19 protein-coding genes are annotated in these 21,283 nt (G+C 58.3%); 5 read left to right on the top strand and 14 right to left on the bottom strand.

Annotated features, from left to right (window positions below; all coding sequences use genetic code 11):
* Positions 1-6: 6 nt before the first annotated feature.
* On the bottom strand, positions 7-972 hold the full coding sequence (locus tag ACRQ1B_RS14745) for a lysylphosphatidylglycerol synthase domain-containing protein (protein WP_432294460.1): 966 nt from the start codon (positions 970-972) through the stop codon (positions 7-9).
* A gap of 135 nt (positions 973-1,107) precedes the next feature.
* On the opposite strand from ACRQ1B_RS14745, the gene ACRQ1B_RS14740 reads away from it, so the two are divergent.
* From ACRQ1B_RS14740 to ACRQ1B_RS14730, 3 genes are all read left to right on the top strand, one after another.
* The gene (locus ACRQ1B_RS14740) at positions 1,108-1,800 is read left to right on the top strand and encodes a ribonuclease T2 family protein (protein ID WP_432294459.1); all 693 of its coding nucleotides are present in this window, start codon (positions 1,108-1,110) and stop codon (positions 1,798-1,800) included.
* A gap of 29 nt (positions 1,801-1,829) precedes the next feature.
* Positions 1,830-2,426 (top strand): glutathione S-transferase, encoded by a 597-nt coding sequence (locus ACRQ1B_RS14735; RefSeq protein ID WP_432294458.1) that lies wholly within the window; start codon positions 1,830-1,832, stop codon positions 2,424-2,426.
* Between the two features lie 127 nt (positions 2,427-2,553).
* Entirely contained in the window at positions 2,554-3,543 is a 990-nt protein-coding gene (locus ACRQ1B_RS14730; protein ID WP_432294457.1) for a Bug family tripartite tricarboxylate transporter substrate binding protein, read from the top strand.
* A gap of 78 nt (positions 3,544-3,621) precedes the next feature.
* Here ACRQ1B_RS14730 and ACRQ1B_RS14725 read toward each other — a convergent pair whose 3' ends face one another.
* The gene (locus ACRQ1B_RS14725; protein ID WP_432294455.1) at positions 3,622-4,269 is read right to left on the bottom strand and encodes an outer membrane protein; all 648 of its coding nucleotides are present in this window, start codon (positions 4,267-4,269) and stop codon (positions 3,622-3,624) included.
* A 372-nt stretch (positions 4,270-4,641) separates the two neighbouring features.
* On the opposite strand from ACRQ1B_RS14725, the gene ACRQ1B_RS14720 reads away from it, so the two are divergent.
* Both ACRQ1B_RS14720 and uvrC read left to right on the top strand, forming a co-directional pair.
* Positions 4,642-5,403 (top strand): SDR family oxidoreductase, encoded by a 762-nt coding sequence (locus tag ACRQ1B_RS14720; protein WP_432294454.1) that lies wholly within the window; start codon positions 4,642-4,644, stop codon positions 5,401-5,403.
* A complete protein-coding gene (gene uvrC / locus ACRQ1B_RS14715) occupies positions 5,400-7,478 on the top strand; it encodes an excinuclease ABC subunit UvrC (protein ID WP_432294452.1) in 2,079 nt (692 codons plus the stop codon). Before ACRQ1B_RS14720 ends, uvrC begins: the two co-directional genes overlap by 4 nt.
* A 97-nt stretch (positions 7,479-7,575) precedes the next feature.
* On the opposite strand, the gene ACRQ1B_RS14710 is transcribed toward uvrC, so the two are convergent.
* The 12 genes from ACRQ1B_RS14710 to ACRQ1B_RS14655 form a co-directional block, all read right to left on the bottom strand.
* On the bottom strand, positions 7,576-8,454 hold the full coding sequence (locus tag ACRQ1B_RS14710; RefSeq protein WP_432294451.1) for a DMT family transporter: 879 nt from the start codon (positions 8,452-8,454) through the stop codon (positions 7,576-7,578).
* 288 nt (positions 8,455-8,742) lie between these two features.
* Complete coding sequence (katG, locus tag ACRQ1B_RS14705) at positions 8,743-10,938, bottom strand: catalase/peroxidase HPI (RefSeq protein WP_432294450.1); 2,196 nt, start codon at positions 10,936-10,938, stop codon at positions 8,743-8,745.
* A 305-nt stretch (positions 10,939-11,243) separates the two neighbouring features.
* A complete protein-coding gene (locus tag ACRQ1B_RS14700; protein ID WP_432294449.1) occupies positions 11,244-12,245 on the bottom strand; it encodes a LacI family DNA-binding transcriptional regulator in 1,002 nt (333 codons plus the stop codon).
* A 186-nt stretch (positions 12,246-12,431) separates the two neighbouring features.
* Complete coding sequence (locus ACRQ1B_RS14695) at positions 12,432-13,445, bottom strand: NADP-dependent oxidoreductase (protein WP_432294447.1); 1,014 nt, start codon at positions 13,443-13,445, stop codon at positions 12,432-12,434.
* Positions 13,446-13,618: 173 nt separating this feature from the next.
* Positions 13,619-13,909, bottom strand: coding sequence for an RNase H family protein (locus tag ACRQ1B_RS14690; protein WP_432294446.1), 291 nt, complete (start codon positions 13,907-13,909; stop codon positions 13,619-13,621).
* A 54-nt stretch (positions 13,910-13,963) separates the two neighbouring features.
* Positions 13,964-14,104, bottom strand: coding sequence for a ribonuclease H family protein (locus ACRQ1B_RS14685; protein WP_432294445.1), 141 nt, complete (start codon positions 14,102-14,104; stop codon positions 13,964-13,966).
* A gap of 155 nt (positions 14,105-14,259) precedes the next feature.
* Positions 14,260-16,659 (bottom strand): TonB-dependent siderophore receptor, encoded by a 2,400-nt coding sequence (locus ACRQ1B_RS14680; RefSeq protein ID WP_432294444.1) that lies wholly within the window; start codon positions 16,657-16,659, stop codon positions 14,260-14,262.
* Between the two features lie 101 nt (positions 16,660-16,760).
* A complete protein-coding gene (locus tag ACRQ1B_RS14675) occupies positions 16,761-17,699 on the bottom strand; it encodes a FecR family protein (RefSeq protein WP_432294443.1) in 939 nt (312 codons plus the stop codon).
* A gap of 70 nt (positions 17,700-17,769) precedes the next feature.
* Positions 17,770-18,264, bottom strand: coding sequence for an RNA polymerase sigma factor (locus ACRQ1B_RS14670; protein ID WP_432294442.1), 495 nt, complete (start codon positions 18,262-18,264; stop codon positions 17,770-17,772).
* Positions 18,265-19,050: 786 nt separating this feature from the next.
* Complete coding sequence (locus ACRQ1B_RS14665) at positions 19,051-19,353, bottom strand: hypothetical protein (RefSeq protein ID WP_432294441.1); 303 nt, start codon at positions 19,351-19,353, stop codon at positions 19,051-19,053.
* Between the two features lie 36 nt (positions 19,354-19,389).
* Complete coding sequence (locus ACRQ1B_RS14660; protein WP_432294440.1) at positions 19,390-19,917, bottom strand: hypothetical protein; 528 nt, start codon at positions 19,915-19,917, stop codon at positions 19,390-19,392.
* A 282-nt stretch (positions 19,918-20,199) separates the two neighbouring features.
* Positions 20,200-21,246 carry a LacI family DNA-binding transcriptional regulator gene (locus tag ACRQ1B_RS14655; protein ID WP_432294439.1) on the bottom strand — a complete coding sequence of 349 codons (1,047 nt, stop codon included), beginning with the start codon at positions 21,244-21,246 and terminating at the stop codon, positions 20,200-20,202.
* Between the last annotated feature and the right edge of the window lie 37 nt (positions 21,247-21,283).

Here is a 21,283-nt window from a genome sequence, read left to right as displayed (position 1 = left end):
TTTTCCTCAGCTTTCGTGCTGCTCGCCACGTCGCAGATCCGGCGGATTGTTCGCCTTGAACTGCGAACGCTCGAACACGAGAATCACGACCAGCGCCATCACGAACGGGATGATCAGGTAGAACAGCCGGAAGACCAAGAGGGCGGCAATCACATCCGCCTGGTTCATATCCGGCAGCCCCATCAGAAAAACCAGTTCCAGCACACCGAGACCGCCCGGCGCATGTGACAGAAGTGCAGCTGAGAACGAGATCAGAAAGATGCCGAGCACGATCATGAAGCCGGGATTTCCGGCTTCCGGCAGCGCGAAATAGATGATTCCGGCAGCGCCGATCAGTTCGATCGGGGCGATCAGCAATTGCGGCAGCACCACTTTCGGGGCCGGATAAAAGATGTTGATCGAGCCGAGCTTCAGCGGCTTCAGCTTCATGAAGCTTGCCACGACATAAAGGCCGATCAGCGCAAGAACGAGCACGCCGGTCGCCGCCGACGCCTCGACCGGCACGAGATCGCCAAACCGTTCGATCAATTCCGGCTCATAGACCAGAACCATGCCGGCAAGCAGCAGCGTGCCGAGGATGAAGGTGAAGGAACAGGTGGCGATCAGCACGCCGATTTCAGCCGGCGTCAGGCCACGCGTCGAATAGGCCCTGTAACGCACCACGGCACCGGAAACGACCGAGGCGCCGACATTGTGCGACAGCGCATAGGTGGTGAAGGAGCAGATGGTGATGAACCACCAGTCGATCTTCTTGCCGAGATGCATCAGCGCGATGCGATCATAACCGGCCAGCGCCGCATAGGCGACCATCGTCGATCCTGCCGCCAGCAGCCAGTGCATCATCGGGATTGCGGAAAGGCTGTCCCACAGATCGTCGAGAGACAGGCCGCGCAATTCCTTGTAGAGAAGCCATGCCGAAAGCGCTATCGTCAGTGCGCCAACCGTTGGCCAAAGGTATTTCTTGAATGTCATTAAGCCGCTTCGCTCTTCACTCCTCACCACGGCGCATCAGTGCAGCCGCCCGCGAAGCAGCAGCTTAGCCGCCAACTTCCTAACCATTCAACCTTTCCAACGCATTCGTGTTCCAAGGACCGGGATTTTTCGACCATGACGAGGAAAGTTTTCTCCGCCATCCGGCTCGCATCCATAGCAATGCTGGCATTTCTGTCCGTCCTGACGTTTTCGACAGACGTATCGTCACAGGAGCGCAATCGTCCGCGGGGGCAAGCCGGCGTGTTCGATTTCTATGTCCTGTCGCTATCTTGGTCGCCCACCTTCTGCGACAGCCAGAGAGGCGACCGCAACGCGCAACAATGCGGTGCGGACAAAGATTTCGGCTTCATCGTACATGGCCTGTGGCCGCAATATGAGCGTGGTTACCCGGAATTCTGCACCACAGGCGAACCGGGTCGTGTCCCGAACCCGTTGGGCGAACCGCTGTTCGACATCATGCCGTCCATGGGCCTGATCGGCCACCAGTGGCGCAAGCACGGGGCCTGCAGCGGTCTTTCGCAAGCCGATTACCTGAAGGCGATCCGCACCGCCTATGACCGCGTCAAAATGCCGGCCGGGCTTGCCGATCCGGCCACCGCGCAGTCAAGCTCCGCCAAGGCGATAGAAGAGGCCTTCATCAAGGACAATCCCGGCATGCAGCCGCAGGGCATCGCCGTCACCTGCGAGCGCGACAAGCTCGACGAGGTGCGCATCTGCCTCACCAAGGATTTCGGTTTTCGCACCTGCCCGGACGTCGACCGGCGCAGCTGCTCGCTTTCTCGCGTCACCGTGCCCCCGGCCCGGTAAAGTTTTCAAGTCAAACAGGTAAGTCACTGATGAAGCTGCTGTATTCGCCTGCCTCCCCCTATTCGGCCAAGTGCCGCATGGCTGCCCGTTACCTAAGCCTCGATGTCGAGGAAGTGAAAACCGACACCAATCAGGAACCGGCCGAACTGGTGGACAACAATCCGCTGGGAAAAATTCCGACGCTGATCACCGCCGACGGTCGCGCCGTGTATGACAGCGTCGCCATCATGTCCTATCTCGACCGCCTGTCCGGCAACCGGCTTTATCCGAAAAAGCACGAAAAGCGCACCGATGCGGAAGTGCTGGAAGCGCTGTGCGACGGCATTACCGACTGCCTTCTCGCCATCGTTTACGAGCGTCGTTTCCGCCCGGAAGACAAGGTTCACCAGCCGTGGATCGACAAGCAATGGGCAAAAGTCACGCGCGGACTCGACCATCTGGAAAAGAACCTGCCGAAAACCGGCAAGAAGCTGAATGGCGGCCATTTTTCGCTGGCAGCCCTGCTCGGTTATCTGGACCTGCGGTTTGCCGGCCAATGGGAAGAGGATCGCCCCTTCCTGGCCGCATGGCGCGAAACCTTCGCCAAGCGTTTTGGCGATTACAACGAGATGAAGTCGAACGGCTGAAAGCCTTTTGCCCTCCGGCGCGGTGTCTATACGACCTTAGGATGAGAGCAGGCCGCTAATGCTTGCTCTCACCTTCTCGTCCGCTACTATCGCGTCAGCGGCGGGAGGCCGCGATGGAGGAGATTTCATGACACACTCTGCGTTCACGCGGCGGGCAGCACTGTGGCTTGCCGGTTCAGCACTGGCTTTGATGTCGCTCGGTTCGACCGCCCTCGCCCAGAATTTTCCCAACAACACCATCACGCTGGTCGTGCCGTTCGCGGCGGGTGGCTCCACCGATGTGGTCGGCCGTGTCGTCGCCCAGAAGATGGGCGAGATTCTGGGCCAGCAGGTTGTGGTGGAGAACGTGGCCGGTGCCGGCGGCAATCTCGGCGCCGACCGCGTCGCACGGGCGGAGCCGGATGGCTATACGATCCTGATGGGCACGGTTGCGACGCACGCACTCAACCCGCTGATCCTCAAAACAAAACCTTACGACCCTGAAAAGGACTTTTCGCCGGTCTCACTGCTGGTCGTGGTGCCGAACGTGCTGGTGGTCAATCCGCAATTGCCGGTCAACTCGGTGCAGGAACTTGTCGATCTCCTGAAAAAGGAACCGGACAAATATTCCTACGCGTCCTCCGGCAATGGCACACCGCTGCATCTTTCCGGCGAACTGTTCAAGAGCATGACCGGCACGACCATGCAGCATGTGCCCTACAAGGGGGCAGGCCCGGCCCTCAACGACCTGATCGGCAACCAGATCTCGATCATGTTCGATAACCTTCCCTCCTCCTCCGGCCATATCAAGGGCAAGACCCTCAAGGCACTCGGTGTCACCACCAAGGAGCGCGCGCCATCCTTCCCCGATGTGCCGACCGTGGCCGAAACCGTGCCCGGTTACGAGACCTACACCTGGAACGCGCTCTTTGCCCCGGCCGGCACGCCGCCCGAGGTCGTGGCCAAGCTGAACGAAGCAGCCAATACAGCGCTGAAGGACCCGAAAGTGGTGGAGCGGATGAAGGAGTTCAGCGCCACGATCGTCGGCTCGACGCCGGAGGATCTTGGCAAACACGTCACGGCGGAACTGGCCAAATGGGGACCAGTGGTGAAGAACGCCAATATCCAGATGGATTGAGGCCTGCGCCCTGCCCGCGCACGAAAAAGGCCGGGAGCTTTCGCTCCCGGCCTCCCGAAACCAATCCGATAGTTCGGATTAGAACTTCATGCCGATACCGACCTTGACGCTCTGGTCGTCGAAACCACGCGAGTAGGTGGTGCCGCCGATGTTGAAGTCCTTGTCCTGGTAGTCGGTGTAACGGTACTCGACGCGGGCGGTAATGTTGTCCGTCACCATCGTTTCAGCACCGGCGCCAACCGTGTAACCAACGGCGGTCTTGTCGTCAGAGCCGACAGCGTTGGAAACCTTGTTGTTGGCGGCAGCAACACCGGCCGTGCCGTAGAGGAGAACCGGGCTGAGGTCATAACCGAGACGGCCACGAACAGAACCGTTCCAGCCTTCCTTCATGTCGACGCCGTTGCCGGCGTAACCCTTCTGGTCAGCATAACCGACGTCTGCTTCAACACCGTAGACGATCTGGCCGCTCTGCCAGTTGTAACCGGTGTAGAGCGAGCCGCCCCAACCGTCTGCCTTGCTGTCGGCGTCGCCACCGCTGGCCTTGCCAGAGAAGTCGTAGTTGCCGGTGGCGCCGAGGTAGTAACCCGACCAGTTGGCAGCCGGAGCCGGCTGTTCAACGGCAACCGGAGCTTCCGGGATCTGCTCGACGGCGTCAGCAGCCTGGGCAGCCGAAACTGCGATGAGGCTTACGCCGGAAACGATGATGGAAGCGATAATGGTACGCATACTTATCTCCTTGTATTCGGGTCGGTGAACGCTGCGGAGCCCGTGTGGTTCCGAAACATTTTTTCGTTCGTCGCCCGTTGGAGATGAAATTGGAGGTCAATTGCGGAGATGAAAGAGCCGAAATGTGAATTGTTTGTGGCGGCGAGATGGCTGAAGTTTGATGTTGCTTCATCGCAACACGCACTTTGTTAACCTTACTTAAAAGTTTAAACAAGTATATTATTCTTAATCTTTGAAACTACATTGATGACACCGAATAAAACAATGAACCCGCGACTGCAAGCATCATTTTGATACGCCTTTCGCTTGACCTCTCTCATGTTTATATGGAGCATAAAGACCGTCTCAGCAGAAAAAAGCGTAGATTTACCTGTGAAATCTCCTCAAGCCGTACTTGTGACCGGAGCTGCCCGAAGGATCGGGGCGGCGATTTGCAGCGATCTGGCGGCCAACGGACTTGCCGTCGCCATTCATGCCAATGAGGCACTCGCCGATGCAGAATCTCTGGCTGCCCGATTACGGCAGGAGGGCGCAAAAGCAATCGCAATCCAGGCGAACCTTCTGGACGAGGCCGAAACGGGAAATCTGGTTGCCCGAGTCGCGGCAGAACTCGGCCCCCTTGGCCTTTTGGTCAACAATGCCTCGATCTTTCGTGAGGACAGCGCAGAAAGTTTCGACGCGGAAGCCTTCGAGCAGCATTTTGCCATCCACGTAAAGGCCCCCTCCATCCTCTCCGCCGCCTTTCTGGCGCAGCTGCCGCAAGATGCCTCGGGCCTCATCGTCAACATGATCGACCAGCGGGTCTGGGCGCTGACGCCGCGCTTCTATTCCTACACGCTGTCGAAATCCGCCCTGTGGACGGCAACGCAGACGCTCGCCCAGGCCTATGGACCGCGTGTGCGCGTCAACGCCATTGGCCCCGGCCCGAGCTTCAAGAGCCCGCGGCAGACAGACGAGGACTTTCAGACACAGCTCTCCGCCCTTATATTGAAGCAGGGTCCGGCGCCGGAGGAATTCGGCGCAACGATTCGCTTTCTGTTCAATACGCCCTCGATCACCGGCCAGATGGTCGCGCTCGACGGCGGCCAGCATCTGGCGTGGCAAACGCCGGATGTGGCGGAGATCAATGAATGAATTCTGCAAAACTGCCCGACGGCGGTGTGCTCTATGACGAGACCGACGACGACGACGACGATTCCGTGCTGGACACAGCATTGCCGGAAGGCGATGCCGCGCGCCTGACGACGGCAATTGACTGGAACGAGGCGGTCAAAAACGACAACGGCCTCAAGGGCGCCGACCTGATTGCCGAATTCGTAAAACACCTGCCGAATGCGCCGGGCGTCTACCGCATGTTCAACGAAGCCGGCGACGTCATGTATGTCGGCAAGGCGCGCAGCCTGAAAAAGCGTGTCGGTAATTATGCGCAGGGGCGGCTGCATTCCAACCGCCTGACCCGCATGGTGCGCGAAACCACGCATATGGAATTCGTCACGACGCGGACGGAAACCGAAGCGTTGCTGCTCGAAGCCAATCTGATCAAGCGCCTGCGCCCGCGTTTCAACGTGCTTTTGCGCGACGACAAGTCGTTTCCCTACATTCTCATCAGCGGCGATCACCGCGCCCCTGCTCTTCTGAAACACCGCGGCGCGCGGGCGCGAAAAGGCCAATATTTCGGGCCCTTCGCATCCGCATCCGCGGTCGGGCGCACGATCAACTCGCTGCAGCGCGCCTTTCTGCTGCGCACCTGCACCGACAGCGTTTTCGAAACCCGCACGCGGCCCTGTCTTCTCTACCAAATCAAGCGCTGTTCCGGCCCCTGCACGCATGAGGTCAGCGATGCGGGGTATGCCGAACTCGTCAAGGAAGCCTCGGACTTCCTGTCGGGCCAGAGCCAGAACGTCAAAACCGTCATTGCCAAGCAGATGCAAGAAGCGTCGGAGGATCTCGATTTCGAGCGCGCCGCCGTCTACCGCGACCGTCTGGCGGCGCTCTCCCACGTCCAGAGCCATCAGGGCATCAACCCGGCCGGCGTCGAGGAAGCGGATATCTTTGCCATCCACCACGAAGGCGGGCTGACCTGTATTCAGGTCTTCTTCTTCCGCACCGGCCAGAACTGGGGCAACCGCGCCTATTTTCCAAAAGCCGACCCGCAAATGCCGGGCGCGGAAGTGCTCAATGCATTCCTTGCGCAGTTTTACGACGACAAGCCGGTGCCGAAACAGATCCTGCTTTCGGAAACCGTCGAGGAACAGGAATTGCTTGCGCTCGCCTTTTCCGAAAAGGCCGGCCACAAGGTTTTGATCAATGTGCCGCAACGTGGCGAAAAGCGTGATCTCGTCGATCATGTCGCTGCCAATGCCCGCGAGGCGCATGGCCGCAAGCTGGCAGAAACCTCATCACAGACACGTCTGTTGGCTGGCCTCGCGGAAACCTTCAAACTGCCTTACGTGCCACAACGTATCGAGATCTACGACAACTCCCATATCATGGGCACCAATGCCGTCGGCGGCATGGTGGTGGCCGGGCCTGAAGGGTTCGTCAAAGGCCAGTACCGAAAGTTCAACATCAAATCGACCGACATCACGCCCGGCGACGACTTTGGCATGATGAAGGAAGTGATGACCCGCCGCTTCTCCCGCCTGATCAAGGAGGAAGGCATTCCGAACCGCAGCATTTCAGCAAGCGCGACTGCGGAAACGCCGGCTGAGACAGCAAGCGAAGACATCAACGACGCCGCCTTCCCGGCATGGCCGGACGTGATCCTGATCGATGGTGGTCAGGGCCAGATGACGGCGGTACGCGCCATTCTCGACGAACTCGGCATTCGCGATGTTGTCACCGCCATCGGCGTCGCCAAGGGCGTCGACCGCGATGCCGGCCGCGAACGGTTCTTTGCCGATGGTAAAAGCGATTTCTCGCTGCCGCCACGCGATCCGGTTCTCTATTTCGTGCAGCGCATGCGCGATGAGGCGCACCGCTTTGCCATCGGCTCACACCGGGCACGGCGCAAGAAGGAAATGGTCAAGAACCCGCTGGACGAGATCGCCGGCATCGGGCCCGGTCGCAAGCGTAAGCTCTTGCAGCATTTTGGAACAGCGAAAGCAGTATCACGCGCCGGCTTGAACGACCTGATGGCGGTGGAGGGCATTTCCGAGGCCGTGGCCAAGCAGGTCTACAACCATTTTCACGAAAACCGGCCGGGTTGAAGCCACACCATGCATCGGGGATGGCGCGGCCATGCCGGTCACGCGCCAGAGCCCCACATCCTTGGCAGCGTGACCATCAGACGTGATCTTATCAAAGTCACAAGCGCTCGACGGGTGGCTTTTTCCTGCGGGTTGCTCCGCCGGTTGCAACAACAGTTGCGCCGATGATGATGGCGGCACCGATCCACATCTGAACGACCGGAACCTCGGCAAACACCAGAAACGCCATCAGCGCCACCACGGGAAGCCTGAGGAAATCGAGCGGCGCCAGAACACTGGCATCGGCCATGGCGAAAGCGCGCGTGATGATGGCCATATTGAACGCCCCGAGCACGCCTTGCAGGGCAAGGAGACCCAGTTGCGTCCAGGTCGGCATCGACCAGACAGGCAGCATGATGATCAGGCCCAGCGGCACCATGGTGATAAGGTTCCAGGCAACAAGGCGATCGGTCGTGTCGCGCATCGCCATACGTCGTAACAGCAACTGGCTGGCGGCGGTGAGCACGGCGCCAGCCAAAGCGAACAGCAACCACGGATCGAAACCCTGATTCCCGCTCGGACGAATGATGATCATCACTCCGACAAAACCGGCAAAAACCCCGACAATACTGCCGCGACCAACCTTTTCACCCAGAATGAGCCATGCGCCGAGTACCAGAAAGATCGGCATGGTAAAGTTGATTGCCGTGGCATCGGCCAGCGGTGCATGCGCAAAGGCAACGAACAGACAGATCAGCGCCAGCAGTTTCAACCCGGCCCGGACCGCGTGCAGAGCGCGGAAGGGAGACGCCGTCAGGTTGACGCCACGGACAATCCACGGCGTGACGGCGATCAGACCGAAAAACGAGCGAAAAAAGCCGATCATCAACGGATGAACTTCGCCGGCCAGCAGACGGACGATCACCGCATCGAGACTGTTAAGACAGGCCGCCAGAACCATGATGGCAACGGCAAGGCCAGTGCGGTTGCTGCTCATCCTCAAAGGACCGGAAGGGTAGCGTTCTTCCTGGCGAGGCAAGCATGGGTGGGAAGTGCGGGCTTGGATGGCATGTTCGTCTCCGAATCGCTTTGCCTGTGCAAGCGAGGAAGAAACGAAAAGCGGAACGCACACAAGCGCCGGCTCGAACTACCTCCCGTAGCGCGGCTGAAGTCAGATTATGGCAAAAGCCAATTTGCGCGTCCAGACTGAAATACAAGAATATCAGATGGAGGGCTACGAAAAATGCCCGAACGCCAAGGGTGCGCGTCCGGGCCAGGTCATCGATCAGAGAAGATCGAAACGGTCGGCGTTCATCACCTTGTTCCAGGCCAAAACGAAGTCGCGCACGAATTTTTCCTTCGCATCCGACTGGCCGTAAACTTCGGCAATGGCGCGCAGCTGCGAATGCGAACCAAAGATCAGATCGATGCGCGTGCCGGTCCATTTCAGTTCGTGGCTGTTGCGGTCGCGGCCTTCATAAATGCCCTGCTTGCCGGCAAGCGGTGTCCAGACGGTACCCATGTCGAGCAGGTTGACGAAAAAATCGTTCGTCAGCGTCTCAGGCCGATTGGTGAACACGCCGTGTTTCGGCTGACCAACGGTCAGGACACGCAGGCCACCGACCAGAACCGACATTTCAGGCGCGGTCAGTGTCAGCAGTTGGGCGCGATCGACCAGCGCTTCCTCAGGCTTCATGAACTGGATGCGCTTGTCGTTCACATAGTTGCGGAAACCATCGACACGCGGCTCGAGCGCGGCAAAGGAGTCCACATCCGTCTGCGCATCGCTCGCATCCGTGCGGCCCGGCGTGAAGGGAACAACGACATCGTTTCCACCCGCCTTCGCAGCCTTTTCAACACCGGCAGCGCCGGCAAGGACGATCAGATCGGCCAGCGAAATCTTCTTGCCGCCATTTTGGGTCGTATTGAAAGCCTGCTGGATGCCCTCGAGCACGCCAAGCACCCTTGCCAACTGTTCAGGCTGATTGGCCTCCCAGTCCTTCTGAGGCGCAAGGCGAACACGCGCACCATTGGCGCCGCCGCGCTTGTCGGAGCCGCGGAAGCTGGAAGCGGACGACCAGGCGGTCGACACCAGTTCCTGCACCGAAAGGCCGGAAGCGAGAACCTTTTCCTTGAGCGCGGCGATATCGACCTCATCGACCAGCGGGTGATCCACAGAAGGAACGACATCCTGCCAGATCAGGTCTTCGGCCGGAACTTCCGGACCGAGATAACGTGCTTTGGGGCCCATGTCGCGATGGGTCAGCTTGAACCAGGCACGCGCAAAGGCATCGGCAAATTCCGCCGGGTTTTCCAGGAAACGGCGCGAAATCTTTTCGTAGATTGGATCGAAACGCAGCGCCAGATCGGAGGTCAGCATCGTCGGAAGCTGCTTTTTCGACGGATCGAACGCATCTGGAATGGAAGCCTCGGCGTTCTTCGCGACCCACTGATGCGCGCCGCCCGGGCTCTTGGTCAGCTCCCACTCGAAACCGAACAGGTTTTCAAAGAAGTAGTTGCTCCACTGTGTCGGTGTCTGCGTCCAGGTGACTTCGAGACCGCTACCGATGGCATCACGGCCGACCCCGCTGTTGAACTTGCTTGACCAGCCCAGCCCTTGTGATTCCAATTCGCCGCCTTCGGGATCGACACCCACGAAGGACGGATCGCCGGCGCCATGGGTCTTGCCGAATGTGTGGCCACCGGCCACCAGCGCCACGGTTTCCTCGTCGTTCATCGCCATGCGGGCAAAGGTGGCACGGATATCGCGGGCGGAAGCCAGCGGATCGGGATTGCCGTTCGGGCCTTCCGGGTTGACGTAGATGAGGCCCATCTGCACGGCGCCGAGCGGCTCGGAGAGTTCACGCTCGCCACTATAACGCTCGTCACCCAGCCACGTGCCTTCCGGCCCCCAATACAGTTCTTCCGGCTCCCAAACATCGGCGCGGCCACCTGCAAAACCGAAGGTCTTGAAGCCCATGGATTCCAGCGCGACATTGCCGGTGAGGATCAGAAGGTCGGCCCAGGAAATCTTGTTGCCGTATTTCTGCTTGATCGGCCAGAGAAGGCGGCGGGCTTTGTCGAGATTGACGTTATCCGGCCAACTGTTGAGCGGTGCAAAACGCTGCTGGCCCATGCCGGCGCCGCCACGGCCATCGGTGATGCGATAGGTGCCGGCCGAGTGCCAGGCCATACGGATGAACAGACCACCGTAATGTCCGAAATCCGCCGGCCACCAGTCCTGGCTGTCGGTCATCAACGCATGCAGATCCTGCTTTACGGCATCCAGATCCAGCTTCTTGAATTCTTCCGCGTAATTGAACGCTTCGCCCAGAGGGTCGGACAGAGATGAATGCGTGTGGAGTATCTGCACGTTCAGCTGGTTCGGCCACCAGTCACGATTGGATCGGCCACGCGGGGTGGCACCTTTGGCGCCATGTGCGACGGGACACTGGCCCGTGGTGTCTGTTTTCGTGTCCATGACGTTCTCCTTGGATTGCTCGGACATGCACTGCTGGGAAACGACGGCCCGCCTTCATGGTTTCATCCCTCGCCCATTGTGCGGGCGGGATAAAAAGACGGTGCTATACCGGCTATGTATGGCCGGTTTGGCGGCTGGCAATCTCTTCCCACACCGTTCTTAGCCCACAAGGACGATCGACTTAATTCGTATTTATGGATCGCATCGATAAGATCTTCCGATCGACGTCCGTTGTCTTGGACGACGCGCTTGCTAGAGCCGTTCCGCCGCCTCCATGACAAGGAGCGCAGCGTTGCCGGCTGTTGTTATCCGCCTCTAACAGATCCGCGCCATGTCAACTCAGCCGCCAGCCTGCAAGACCGGCCCTCCGCCTCGGTCTCCTGACCGAGCCAGGAGACAGCCTCTTGTGCAATCAGGTCAACCGGCTGCGCAAAAGTGGTGAGTTGGTATGATGACCAGGAGGCTTGCTCGATATCATCGAAACCAAGCACACAAAGATCATCGGGAACAGAAAGCTTGAACTGATGGCGCGCCGTGTCCATCAGCCCGCAGGCCAGGAGATCATTGCTACAGAAGATTGCATCCGGTCGTATCTCCCGGGTGAGCAGCCGCTGCGCAAGCGTTACACCACTCTGATAGCGCGTCGGCCCAAAACGCTCGACGATGACCTCTATTCCGAATTCCCGCCCGGCCGCACAAAACCCTTCCTCGCGCGCCATGAGACTGGGGGTTTGCACATCCGAATTGGCGAAAGCGAAATGGTGGCAGCCGGCACGCTGAAAAGCGATAAAGGCACGTCTGGCGGCGTCGCGATCGTTCAGGTTGATCATCAACGCGCCATCCCGTTGCTCGTCTCGATTGATGAGAACCAGCCGCTGGCCGCTTTTGACGCAAAGATCGGTAATCGATTTGTCTGGCATTCCCGACAACACGATAGAGGCGTCGGCACGATAGCTGATGGCAAGCTTCAATGCGTCATCGACACTTTTATCCGACTGCTCCGTGTTGATGAGCATGGCAACCTTCGACACGTTCTGCAGCTGTCGGGAAATTGCCCGTATGAGGCTTGCCCGGTAGGGCGTATCAAGTTCGGACACGATCAGGCAGACAAGGCCGCTTTCGTTGCGCATCAACCCGCGTGCCAGATGGTTGACGTGGTAGCCCAGCGCCTCTGCCGCCTCCATGACACGGCGACGTGTTTCTCCAGAGACGCTGGCGCCGGGTGTGAATGCGCGCGACACGGCAGAGCGCGACACGCCGGCCCGATCCGCCACTTCCTTGGCGCTCACGAATAGTTTCTGGTTCATGACCGCCTGCTCCCATACTTCCCGGCACTTCTTGTAAGGGAGTGCGACAGGGATATGACATCTGCCGAGCAGCCGCAGATATTCATGTTTTAAGTTCGGATATCAACATCTTTCGTATGCAAACGGAAACACCGGAGACCACCCGCCCGACACGGGTGGCCGCATTTCCATCGCTGATGTGGCGGATTACGGGACCTTGACGATCAGCTTTCCGAAATTGCCGCCTGTCAGCATCGAGGTGAACGCATCCGGCGCGTTTTCAAAGCCGTCGACAATATCTTCACGATAGCTGATTTCACCCGACGCCACCCGCGGGCCGATATCGGCGAGGAATTCGTCGAAATGATCCTGTGCGAATTCCGTCTGGATGAAACCGCGAACGACAAGGCTCTGTCGCAGAATGGCCGACATCGTCCCCGGAAGCCTGTCCTTTTCTGAAATCGACGACCCATTATAGTGGGCGACCAGGCCACACACCGGAATGCGCCCGTATTTGTTGATCTGCGGCAGAACCGCATCCCAGACGTGGCCACCAACATTTTCGAAATAGACATCGATGCCATCTGGACATGCGTTCTCCAGCTGCGAGGCAAGGTCTTCAGCGCGATGGTCCACGACGGCGTCGAAGCCAAGCTCGTCTTTGACGTAGGCGCATTTTTGCGCACCGCCGGCAATGCCGACGGCTCTTGCACCCCATAATTTCGCAAGCTGTCCGACCATGGAACCAACGGGTCCTGAGGCTGCGGCAACAGCGACCGTTTCGCCCGGTTTCGGATTGCCGATGAACTTCAAGCCACTCCAGGCGGTGAAGCCAGGCATGCCAAGCGCGCCGACTGCGGTGGTCAGAGGCGCGCCGTGGGTATCCACTCGTCGCAGGCCGTCGCCATTGATGACGGCATGTGTGCGCCAGCCCGTGTACCCACGCACAATATCACCTGGATTAAAGTCGTTATGTCGCGACTTCAGCACCTCGCAGATGGTTTCGCCCTCCATCACGCCGTCGATCGGCACCGGCGCGGCATAGGACTTGGCGTCGCTCATGCGTCCGCGCATATAAGGGTCGAGTGAAAGATACAGCACGCGCAAGGTGACATCACCTTCGCCGGCGTCTGCCAACTCGACATCCTCAAGGCGAAAATTCTCCGGCTTCGGCGCACCCTTGGGCCGGCTGGCAAGAACGATCTGCTTTGCGGTGATCATATTGGAACCTCGATATTTGGCCAGGAAATGCTTTTGCAAAAAATGAGCAAGTGTTCTGCATGAACGAACCAGCTTGGTGGGAGTTCCGTGCCTTCGGGCAATGGCCTTCGGCTTTTAGAAAGGCCATGACTTTGTCCAAGGATACGGAAGAATGGCTGGCCATATCGCCAAATTCAACCTGCAATCTTCAGCGTTCTTCCTGCAGCGAGTGCATCGGCTTCTTCGTTGCCGATGACACCGGCATGCGCTTTGCACCACGCGATTTTCACATGCACGTTGTGCTCAATCAGGCTATCGAGACTCTGCCAGAGTGCAGCATCGGGAATTTTGCGTCGGCGGGCACGGGGATTGGGATCGATCCGTTTCCATCCATTGCCCCGCCAGATCATCCGCCAGCGATCGACGCCCTCGATGACGTGAGCGGAATCCGTCCACACCGTTGCAACGCGTTGCAGGCCCGCCATGTCAAGCCAGGACAAGGCTCTCAAAACCGCCATCACCTCGAATGAATTGTTGGACTAGCCCGTGCTTGTTCCACGCTCGGCATGGATACGATGGTCGCCATCGAAGATCACGAATGCCCATGCCCCCGTGCGGTCGCGGGCATTGAACGATCCGTCGGTAAAAATCTGCAACGCGTCATTATGAGTAGAGGGCATGGCATTCGGTTCCGCAGAAACTGCGGCTTCCCATACATGCTTTGCGAACGACAGGCCAATCGGGGCCGCAGCAATACCGCGCCTCTCGGCGCCCCCTTGATCAGAATCGTCTACCGATCGGCCTCGCCCAGCGGACGGGCCGATCGGCAGCGGACTTACCAGGTGTATTTCAACGTAGCGCGGATCGTACGCCGGTCGCCGTAGAAGGCCGTATCCGGTGTGCTGAAGGTTTCGACATGGTTGATATATTCCTTGTCGAACAGGTTCAGCACATTGACAGAAAGCGAAGCGTTGTCTGTGACCTTGTAGTTCAGGGCAGCGTCGAAGACCGTAAAGGACGCCAGTTTGACGGTGTTGTTGTTATCGCCATAACGCGCGCCGACGAAGCGTGCGCCGAGCCCCATGGTCAGATCGCCCAAAGTGCCATTGCCGGGAACGGTATAATCAACCCAGGCGGATGCCGAATGAGCCGGAATGAACTGCATGCGGTTGCCTTCCTGACCCTGCCCCTCACCCTCGATGATTTCCGAATCTGTATAGGCGTAAGCGATAGTCATGTTCAGACGGTCCGTGAGTTCCGCCTTCGCCTCCAGTTCAATGCCACGCGCATCAACCTTGCCAATCTGGTGACGCTGGGTGAAAAATCTGTAGACGGGCACATTTGTTTGCGAAATATCGAAAACAGCGGCAGAGAATAAGGCATTCATACCCTCGGGCCGGTACTTGATCCCTGCTTCATACATGACACCCTCTACAGGCTTTGCAGCGCTTACGAGACCGCTGCCCAATAGGCTCGGGAGAGGCGAAACCGGCGCGAACGATTCCGAATAAGTACCGTAGAGGGATATCTGATCGGTCGCTTTCCAGGTCAGGCCAACACGCGAGGTGAAGGCATGTTCATCGACGGACTGGCTGTCGGACAAGCCTAGCCAATCGGGAAAAACGCTTTCCGCGCTGCTTTGAACCTTGTCGTAACGGCCACCTAACGACAATATCCACCGATCATCAAGGGTCAGTTCTTCCTGCACATAGAGGCCGAGCGTCCTCTCCGATCCGGATGAGATTGCGGAGGTGCCGGGAAGCATCGGCCTTATCACGCAGGTCGGGTTGCAACCATCGGCATTACGAATGTAGCCACGGATGTCGCTCTGGTCCTCTTTGGTCCGTGAATAATCGATGCCGACCAGGGTCCGGCTGTCGAAACGGTCAAAGCTCGTATCGTATTGAAGATTGCTGTCGATTGCGAAACGCTGCAGATCGCCATCGACCAGCATCACATTCCGTCTTGCTGTCGATATTTCCGACGGAAAAACATTTCGGTTGACGAGATTGATATCCGTATAACGCGCCGTCTGGTTGAATTTCAGGCCATTCCCGAAATCATGATCGAAGACGTAACCGATATTTTTTTCGATCGTATCATTGCGGTCGAGCGACTTTTCTCCAAGAAAAGTATCCGGATCGAGACCTGAACCAAGCGGAATGCCATAGCGGTTGGCGCCCTTGCGCTTGTTGTAATCGGCCAGAAAGGTCAGGCTGGTGGCGTCCGTCGGCTTCCAGGTCAGTGCCGGTGCGATGTAGACGCGATCATCCTTTGCCCAGTCAAAACCGTCTTCGGCATTCTGCCATTTGCCGGTCAGGCGGTAGGTCCAGTCGCCTTCCGCGTCGATCGGGCCGCCGAAATCCGTGCCCGTCTCGGCATGGTCTTCGCCGAACGTGGTGTAGACTTCACCAAACTTCGTCTCCTGCGGCCGCTTGGTGATCATGTTGACGAGACCGCCTGGCGCGTTCAGGCCATAAAGCGTGGAGGTCGAGCCTTTCATCACTTCCAGTCGCTGCATGCCGTAGGGCTCGATGCGGCTGCCGGTGAAATTGTTCACCCGGTTCTGCAATCCATCGCGATAGATGCCCTTGCCGGTTTCGACGAAGCCGCGGATGGCGATGAAGTCATAACGCTTGTCGGCGCCATAGAGATTGGTGTTGACGCCGGACGTATAGGCAAGCGCCTGATCGAGATTGGTCACGCTTCTCCGCTTCATCTCGGGTTCACCGACCACGGATACCGAGGCCGCCGTATCGAGAAGCGGCGTATCCGTCTTCGTTCCGGTGGCGCTGCGCGTGGCGACAAGCCCCGTCAACGGGCCTGTTGCGTTCTCTCCTTCGACTGTGATCGTTCCCAGAACTGTCGAACCGTCTGCGGAACCGACCACGCCTGCACCATCCCCGACTGTGCTCAGGTAGACGATATTTCCCTGCACCCGGTAGGAAATGCCGCTGCCGGCCAAAAGCCTCGACAGGGCAACCTGGGCACCCACGTTACCACTGACCGACGGAGCGGATTTTCCCCGCGCGATCGAGGGCTGATAGCTGATCTGCAATCCGGCCTGGCGCCCGAAGATCACCAGACTTTGCGACAACGGACCGGCCGGAATGCTGAAACTGCGGCTCGCAGTTCTTTCCTGCGCGGCGGCCGGAACGGCTGCGATGCAAGTGGATGAAAACAGAAATGCGGCAACCAGTCCGGCGGAACCGCCGCGGTTTTGGAAAAACGTCATGATACCCCTCAAGCCAGTTTGAAGACGCGCCACACGGTTTGCGACAGGCTTCGAATTGGTTGACGAAAAGGTCCGCGATCTTTCCCAAAAAAAATTGCGCTTCAAAGAGTGGTCAACACCACGGTCCACGGTGCGACCTTGCGAACATGTCCGCCATGCGGCCCTATGACGGCCTGCATTGCCAGAAGCGGATCAGACAGATCGTAAAGCCCGCTGACCCTTGCAGCCGAAAGCCGTGCCTGCGGAATAAAAATCTTGCTGTCCTGCCACCGCGCAATCCGCCCGATCACGGCCGCCACGCTTTCATTATCGACAACCAGGGTACCGGTTCGCCACTGGCCCGCCTGACCTGGATCGCTGTGACCACGTTCGATGCCGATACCGTCATCAATCCGGATCCAATCCCCCCGATGGATCTCGTCATCTGGAGCCACCGCATCATTGAAGCGAACCTGCGCGACACCCTCTGCAAGCGTCACACAACAGCTTTGATCATCCGCCGTCAGTTCCACCATGGCGTCAGAGCAGACGACATCCATGCGCGCCGTCTTCAGAACAAAAGGGCGGTGATCGCGCGCGATCGAGCAGTATAACAAGCCGTCCTGCAACTCGAGCACGCGGCGGTTCTCATCGAACGTCACTGAAAACGTCGTATAAGGCCCGGCCGAGATACGCGTCCCGTCATCGAGCGTGATGTCGCGCACCTCTGCCACCTCTGTTCTGGTCGTGCCTGCGGGGTCTGACAATCTGCCGCGATAGGCCAGCGATCCGCCCACAAGCGCAAGCGCGCCCAAGGACAGCAGGACCTGACGGCGCGACACACGTTTTGTCTCATGCGCCGCCGCGCCGCCGTCGAGAGCGATGCCGCCGATGCGATAAACCTTCTTGGCCTCCAGCCATGCGGCGAGCTGTTCGTCGCCTTTCGCGCAGAATTCCATGATTTCGCGCTTGATGGCGTCATTATCCGGCTCAGCCTGCCAGCGCAGCAAAAGCGCCAGCGCCTCACGCCAACAGTCGTCTTTCAAGACATCGTCCGTCATCGCGCTCCACCATGCCGCCGCCTCTTATTGTGATGACGGATCATGACCGCGACTTTCCCACAGCTTGTTGTTAAAGGCCATGCCGACGCAGAGCGTCCCGGAGCAATTGGTAGCCATCGATAACATGCCGGCCTGCATTGCTGGTGGAAATCCCCAGTTCCCTGGCAATCTGCGCTATGGTCATCTCACCCATGCGGTGCAACTCGAAGGCCCGGCGGGTCTTGTAGGGCAGTTTTTCGAGAACCGAAAGCGTGATCTGGAGCGCCTGTCGATCGGCCACAACCTGTTCCGGCGACGGCGACAAATCGACCATCTCGAACAGATCAATGTCCGCCAGCGGCTGTCGTGATGCTTTGCGCTGCGCATCGATCGCAAGATTGCGGGCTATGCGGGTTATATAGGCTTTTTCCTGATCGATCCCGTCCAACGGCGCTGTGATGAAACGCACGAACGTGTCATGCACGATATCTTCTACATCGTTACGATTGGAAAACAGTCTTGCGATGATGCGGGAAAGCCGATTTCTTTCGGATGTATAAAGCGCGCTCAACTGACTGGATTGCATCGTCCATCACCCGTCATTTTATCTTGACTTAATTACTCAGCTTTTGGCGAAATGCAATCGAAATCCTATGGGAATTTTTTAAATGGGCGTGTTGCCCTCTTGGGATGTTGCCCCCGAGCCTCATACGGGCACGCATTCGGCACCGCTTCCTTCTCTCCCCAATGCGGCGGCCGAACGTTTTGTCCGACGACCGACATCACCGCGATACAAGACAACAGTTTTGCGGCGCTCCGCTTCAGAGGGCGAAGACATGGAGCGCACAAAAAATGTGCTGATCAATCTCGGCGTTCGGTTTGAAGTAACCCCAACAGGGGCATTTGCAGTCGCACCGCTTGAGAGAGGTGGGGCGATCATCGGATATGTTGCGCGATAGCGCAGAGAGTGATCACGGATGACCAGATGGGGCAGAGCACCTTTGTGGTGCGATTTCGGGATCGATCCAGCGTGAACAGCGACCAGCCTGGTGCCCATCGATCTGAAAATAGAGGAGGAATCGAAAAAGCCTGCCGCGGGAGGAGGTGCGACAGGCTTTTCGAAAAGTATCGAACAGCGACTGGGAGGAGGAGTGCCGCTGTTCACGCAAACACCTCTGGGAGGAGGATGAGGATGTCTGCAACACGAAGCTTTGCGGGAGGAGGTGCATCGCTTCGTTGGATGTGGTTATACGGGTATTCGGTGACATCAGTAAGGCGGCGTAGCACAGTTCAGCCATGCATAAAGCGCATAGCAATTTCGAAACACGCCGGAATCAGGGCAGACCTGTGAAATGGCACCCGCTCGATTTTTTTAGCCCAGAGGCTGTCTCCGCCGGTTTTGCTTGTTGAGCCGCAGGGCAAAGGTTCTCAGCGAAATTGCCTCTTGGGTGCGAATGGCTTCGGGCGACGAGACTTTCGTTTCGATGCGCAGCGGTTGACGCTCTCCTGAGCCGCCCGCTTCATCGCCGTCCGAATCTGCGTTTTTTCGCAGCTCAAGAATCATGCTCACCAGACCCATACGCATAACCACTCTGACTTTTGCAATTGGCCACGCCGTATCATGACGATCTTTACAAGCCGATAACAGTGCCTGATACGCCATCCGGGCAAACATGCATGCCTTCATGAACAGCGCGCGATGATCGTTGGTTCAAGTGGCAGGTGGGCGGATGAGGTGCGCAATGGCTGTTCTTGTCCATTCGGCAAAGGCCTCGCTCTGCTCCGATTGCGAATCAAGTCGGGCAATACGCGCCTCGACTGTTTCCGTCAGACGGTCTCGCAAACCGGGATCGGTTGCACTCGCCTGATCGACCAGAGCCCGCAACACTGTCTTGAGCGCAAGATCCTGAGCAGCCTGGATCAGATCCGCCCTATCCTTCTCGTCTTCCTCGGTCATGTCAGGCCTGACCTGCCCCGTCTCCAACGACTGGCCACCATCTTCCGGGCTCCAGTACTGGGTGATCTTTTTGCCGATGTGCAGAATGCGCGCCCCACGTTTCGGATTGCCGCCCTTCGCTGTCTCCGCATCGGCTCCGCAATGTCGAAGAAACAGGATATGCAGCGCGGCATAGGAAAAATAATCATAGTTCGGCTGGCGGTGCTTGTAGCCGATCGCATTCAACGCCTCGGCAGCATCACGCCTTGCCACATCGAGTGCCGCATCGATGGCGGCCATCATGGTTTTTTCCGATTGGCGGAGTATCTCGCCTGGATTTCTCTCAGAACGATTGTCAGTCATTTTTATCTCTTTCCCGAATTTTCCTGATGCCCATCCTCATTTTCCCTTCCCGCGATCATGCGCCAACACCGTTCAGCGCGCCGTATCCGAGGATGCTTCATGTTCAAAAGCCGTTCATCATCTCGAAGTTCCAATTGCCGCAACATGCATTCCGTACACGTACGAAAATCATGGCCAGTTCCGAAACTGCCACGGGCACCTCGATCGGTCACATCGCGGTTTTCATGCCGCGGGGAAAGGCTGACGGCCAGCCTCGTCGTCGCCAAGGATTTCCGGTGGAATTTCGATGACGGCAGGAGCAAGCGGCGATGATGTTTCGATCAGATCGAACAGCCGGTCGATCATCGCCGGCACATTTTGCCGAACCATCAGGAAATGCGGATTGAAGACGGCCGCAAGCGGATCCCAGTCGAAGCAGCCGAAGACGATCTCGCCCATATCGTGACCACTGCTGTTGAACCAGTGCGCAATTCCTTCAAGCGTGATCGTTGAATTGACGAACATGGCCGCAGGCAAACGCTGGTGCCGGGCCAGATAGGCATCAAGCGCCAGCGCCGCCTTGGGGCCGGCATATCCGCAGGGCAAAATACTTTCGGATGGAGCAGCCAGGCCGTTTTCCGCCAGCGCCTCCTTGAAGCCGGCTATTCGCTCCTGCGTATTGTGATCTTCACGGCGCCCGCCAATGAAAAGCACCGGCTCATGCATTTCACCGCGCGCCTGCAATCGGGTCAATATGGCCTTGGTCAGCGCCCGCGCGCCCATGCGGTTCGCGGATATGACGGATGGCGCCAAACGACCGGGAAGATCGAAATTCAGCGTCGCGACGCCTTGCGCGTTGCACATTCGGGTGATGCTGTCCGGATCAGTCGCGCCCGTACAGATAAGCTTTTCGACCCTGTAGGAGAGCATCATCTGGGCAGCCTGCTGCTCCTGTTCCGGATCACGGTTGGTGCAGGACACGATCGCGAAATATCCCCGCTTGCGCGCTTCCGCCTCAAAAATCTGCGCGATCGAACTGAAGTAGCGGTTGTCGTACATCGGCACGATCATGCCGATGATGCCTGAGCGCTCACGCCGCAGGGCACGCGCCTGCATGTTGATGGAGTATCCCTCTTTTTCCGCCACGGCGAGAATGCGCTTGGCCAGCTTCTCGCTGACACGCCTGTTCTGCCAGCTGCCGTTCAAAACGGCACTGACCGTGCTGGGCGACGAGCCTGCAAGATTTGCAAGATCGTAGATGGTCAGTCGTTTCGGCACATCGTCTGGCAATTCTTGTTCTCCTGATGGGGAATCGGAAATTAGCATT

The organism is Endobacterium panacihumi, assembly GCF_050847465.1.
Taxonomy (GTDB): Bacteria; Pseudomonadota; Alphaproteobacteria; order Rhizobiales; family Rhizobiaceae; genus Neorhizobium; species Neorhizobium panacihumi.
The sequence above is the reverse complement of the archived record's forward strand: the minus strand, read 5'-3'. Positions and strand labels throughout refer to the sequence as shown.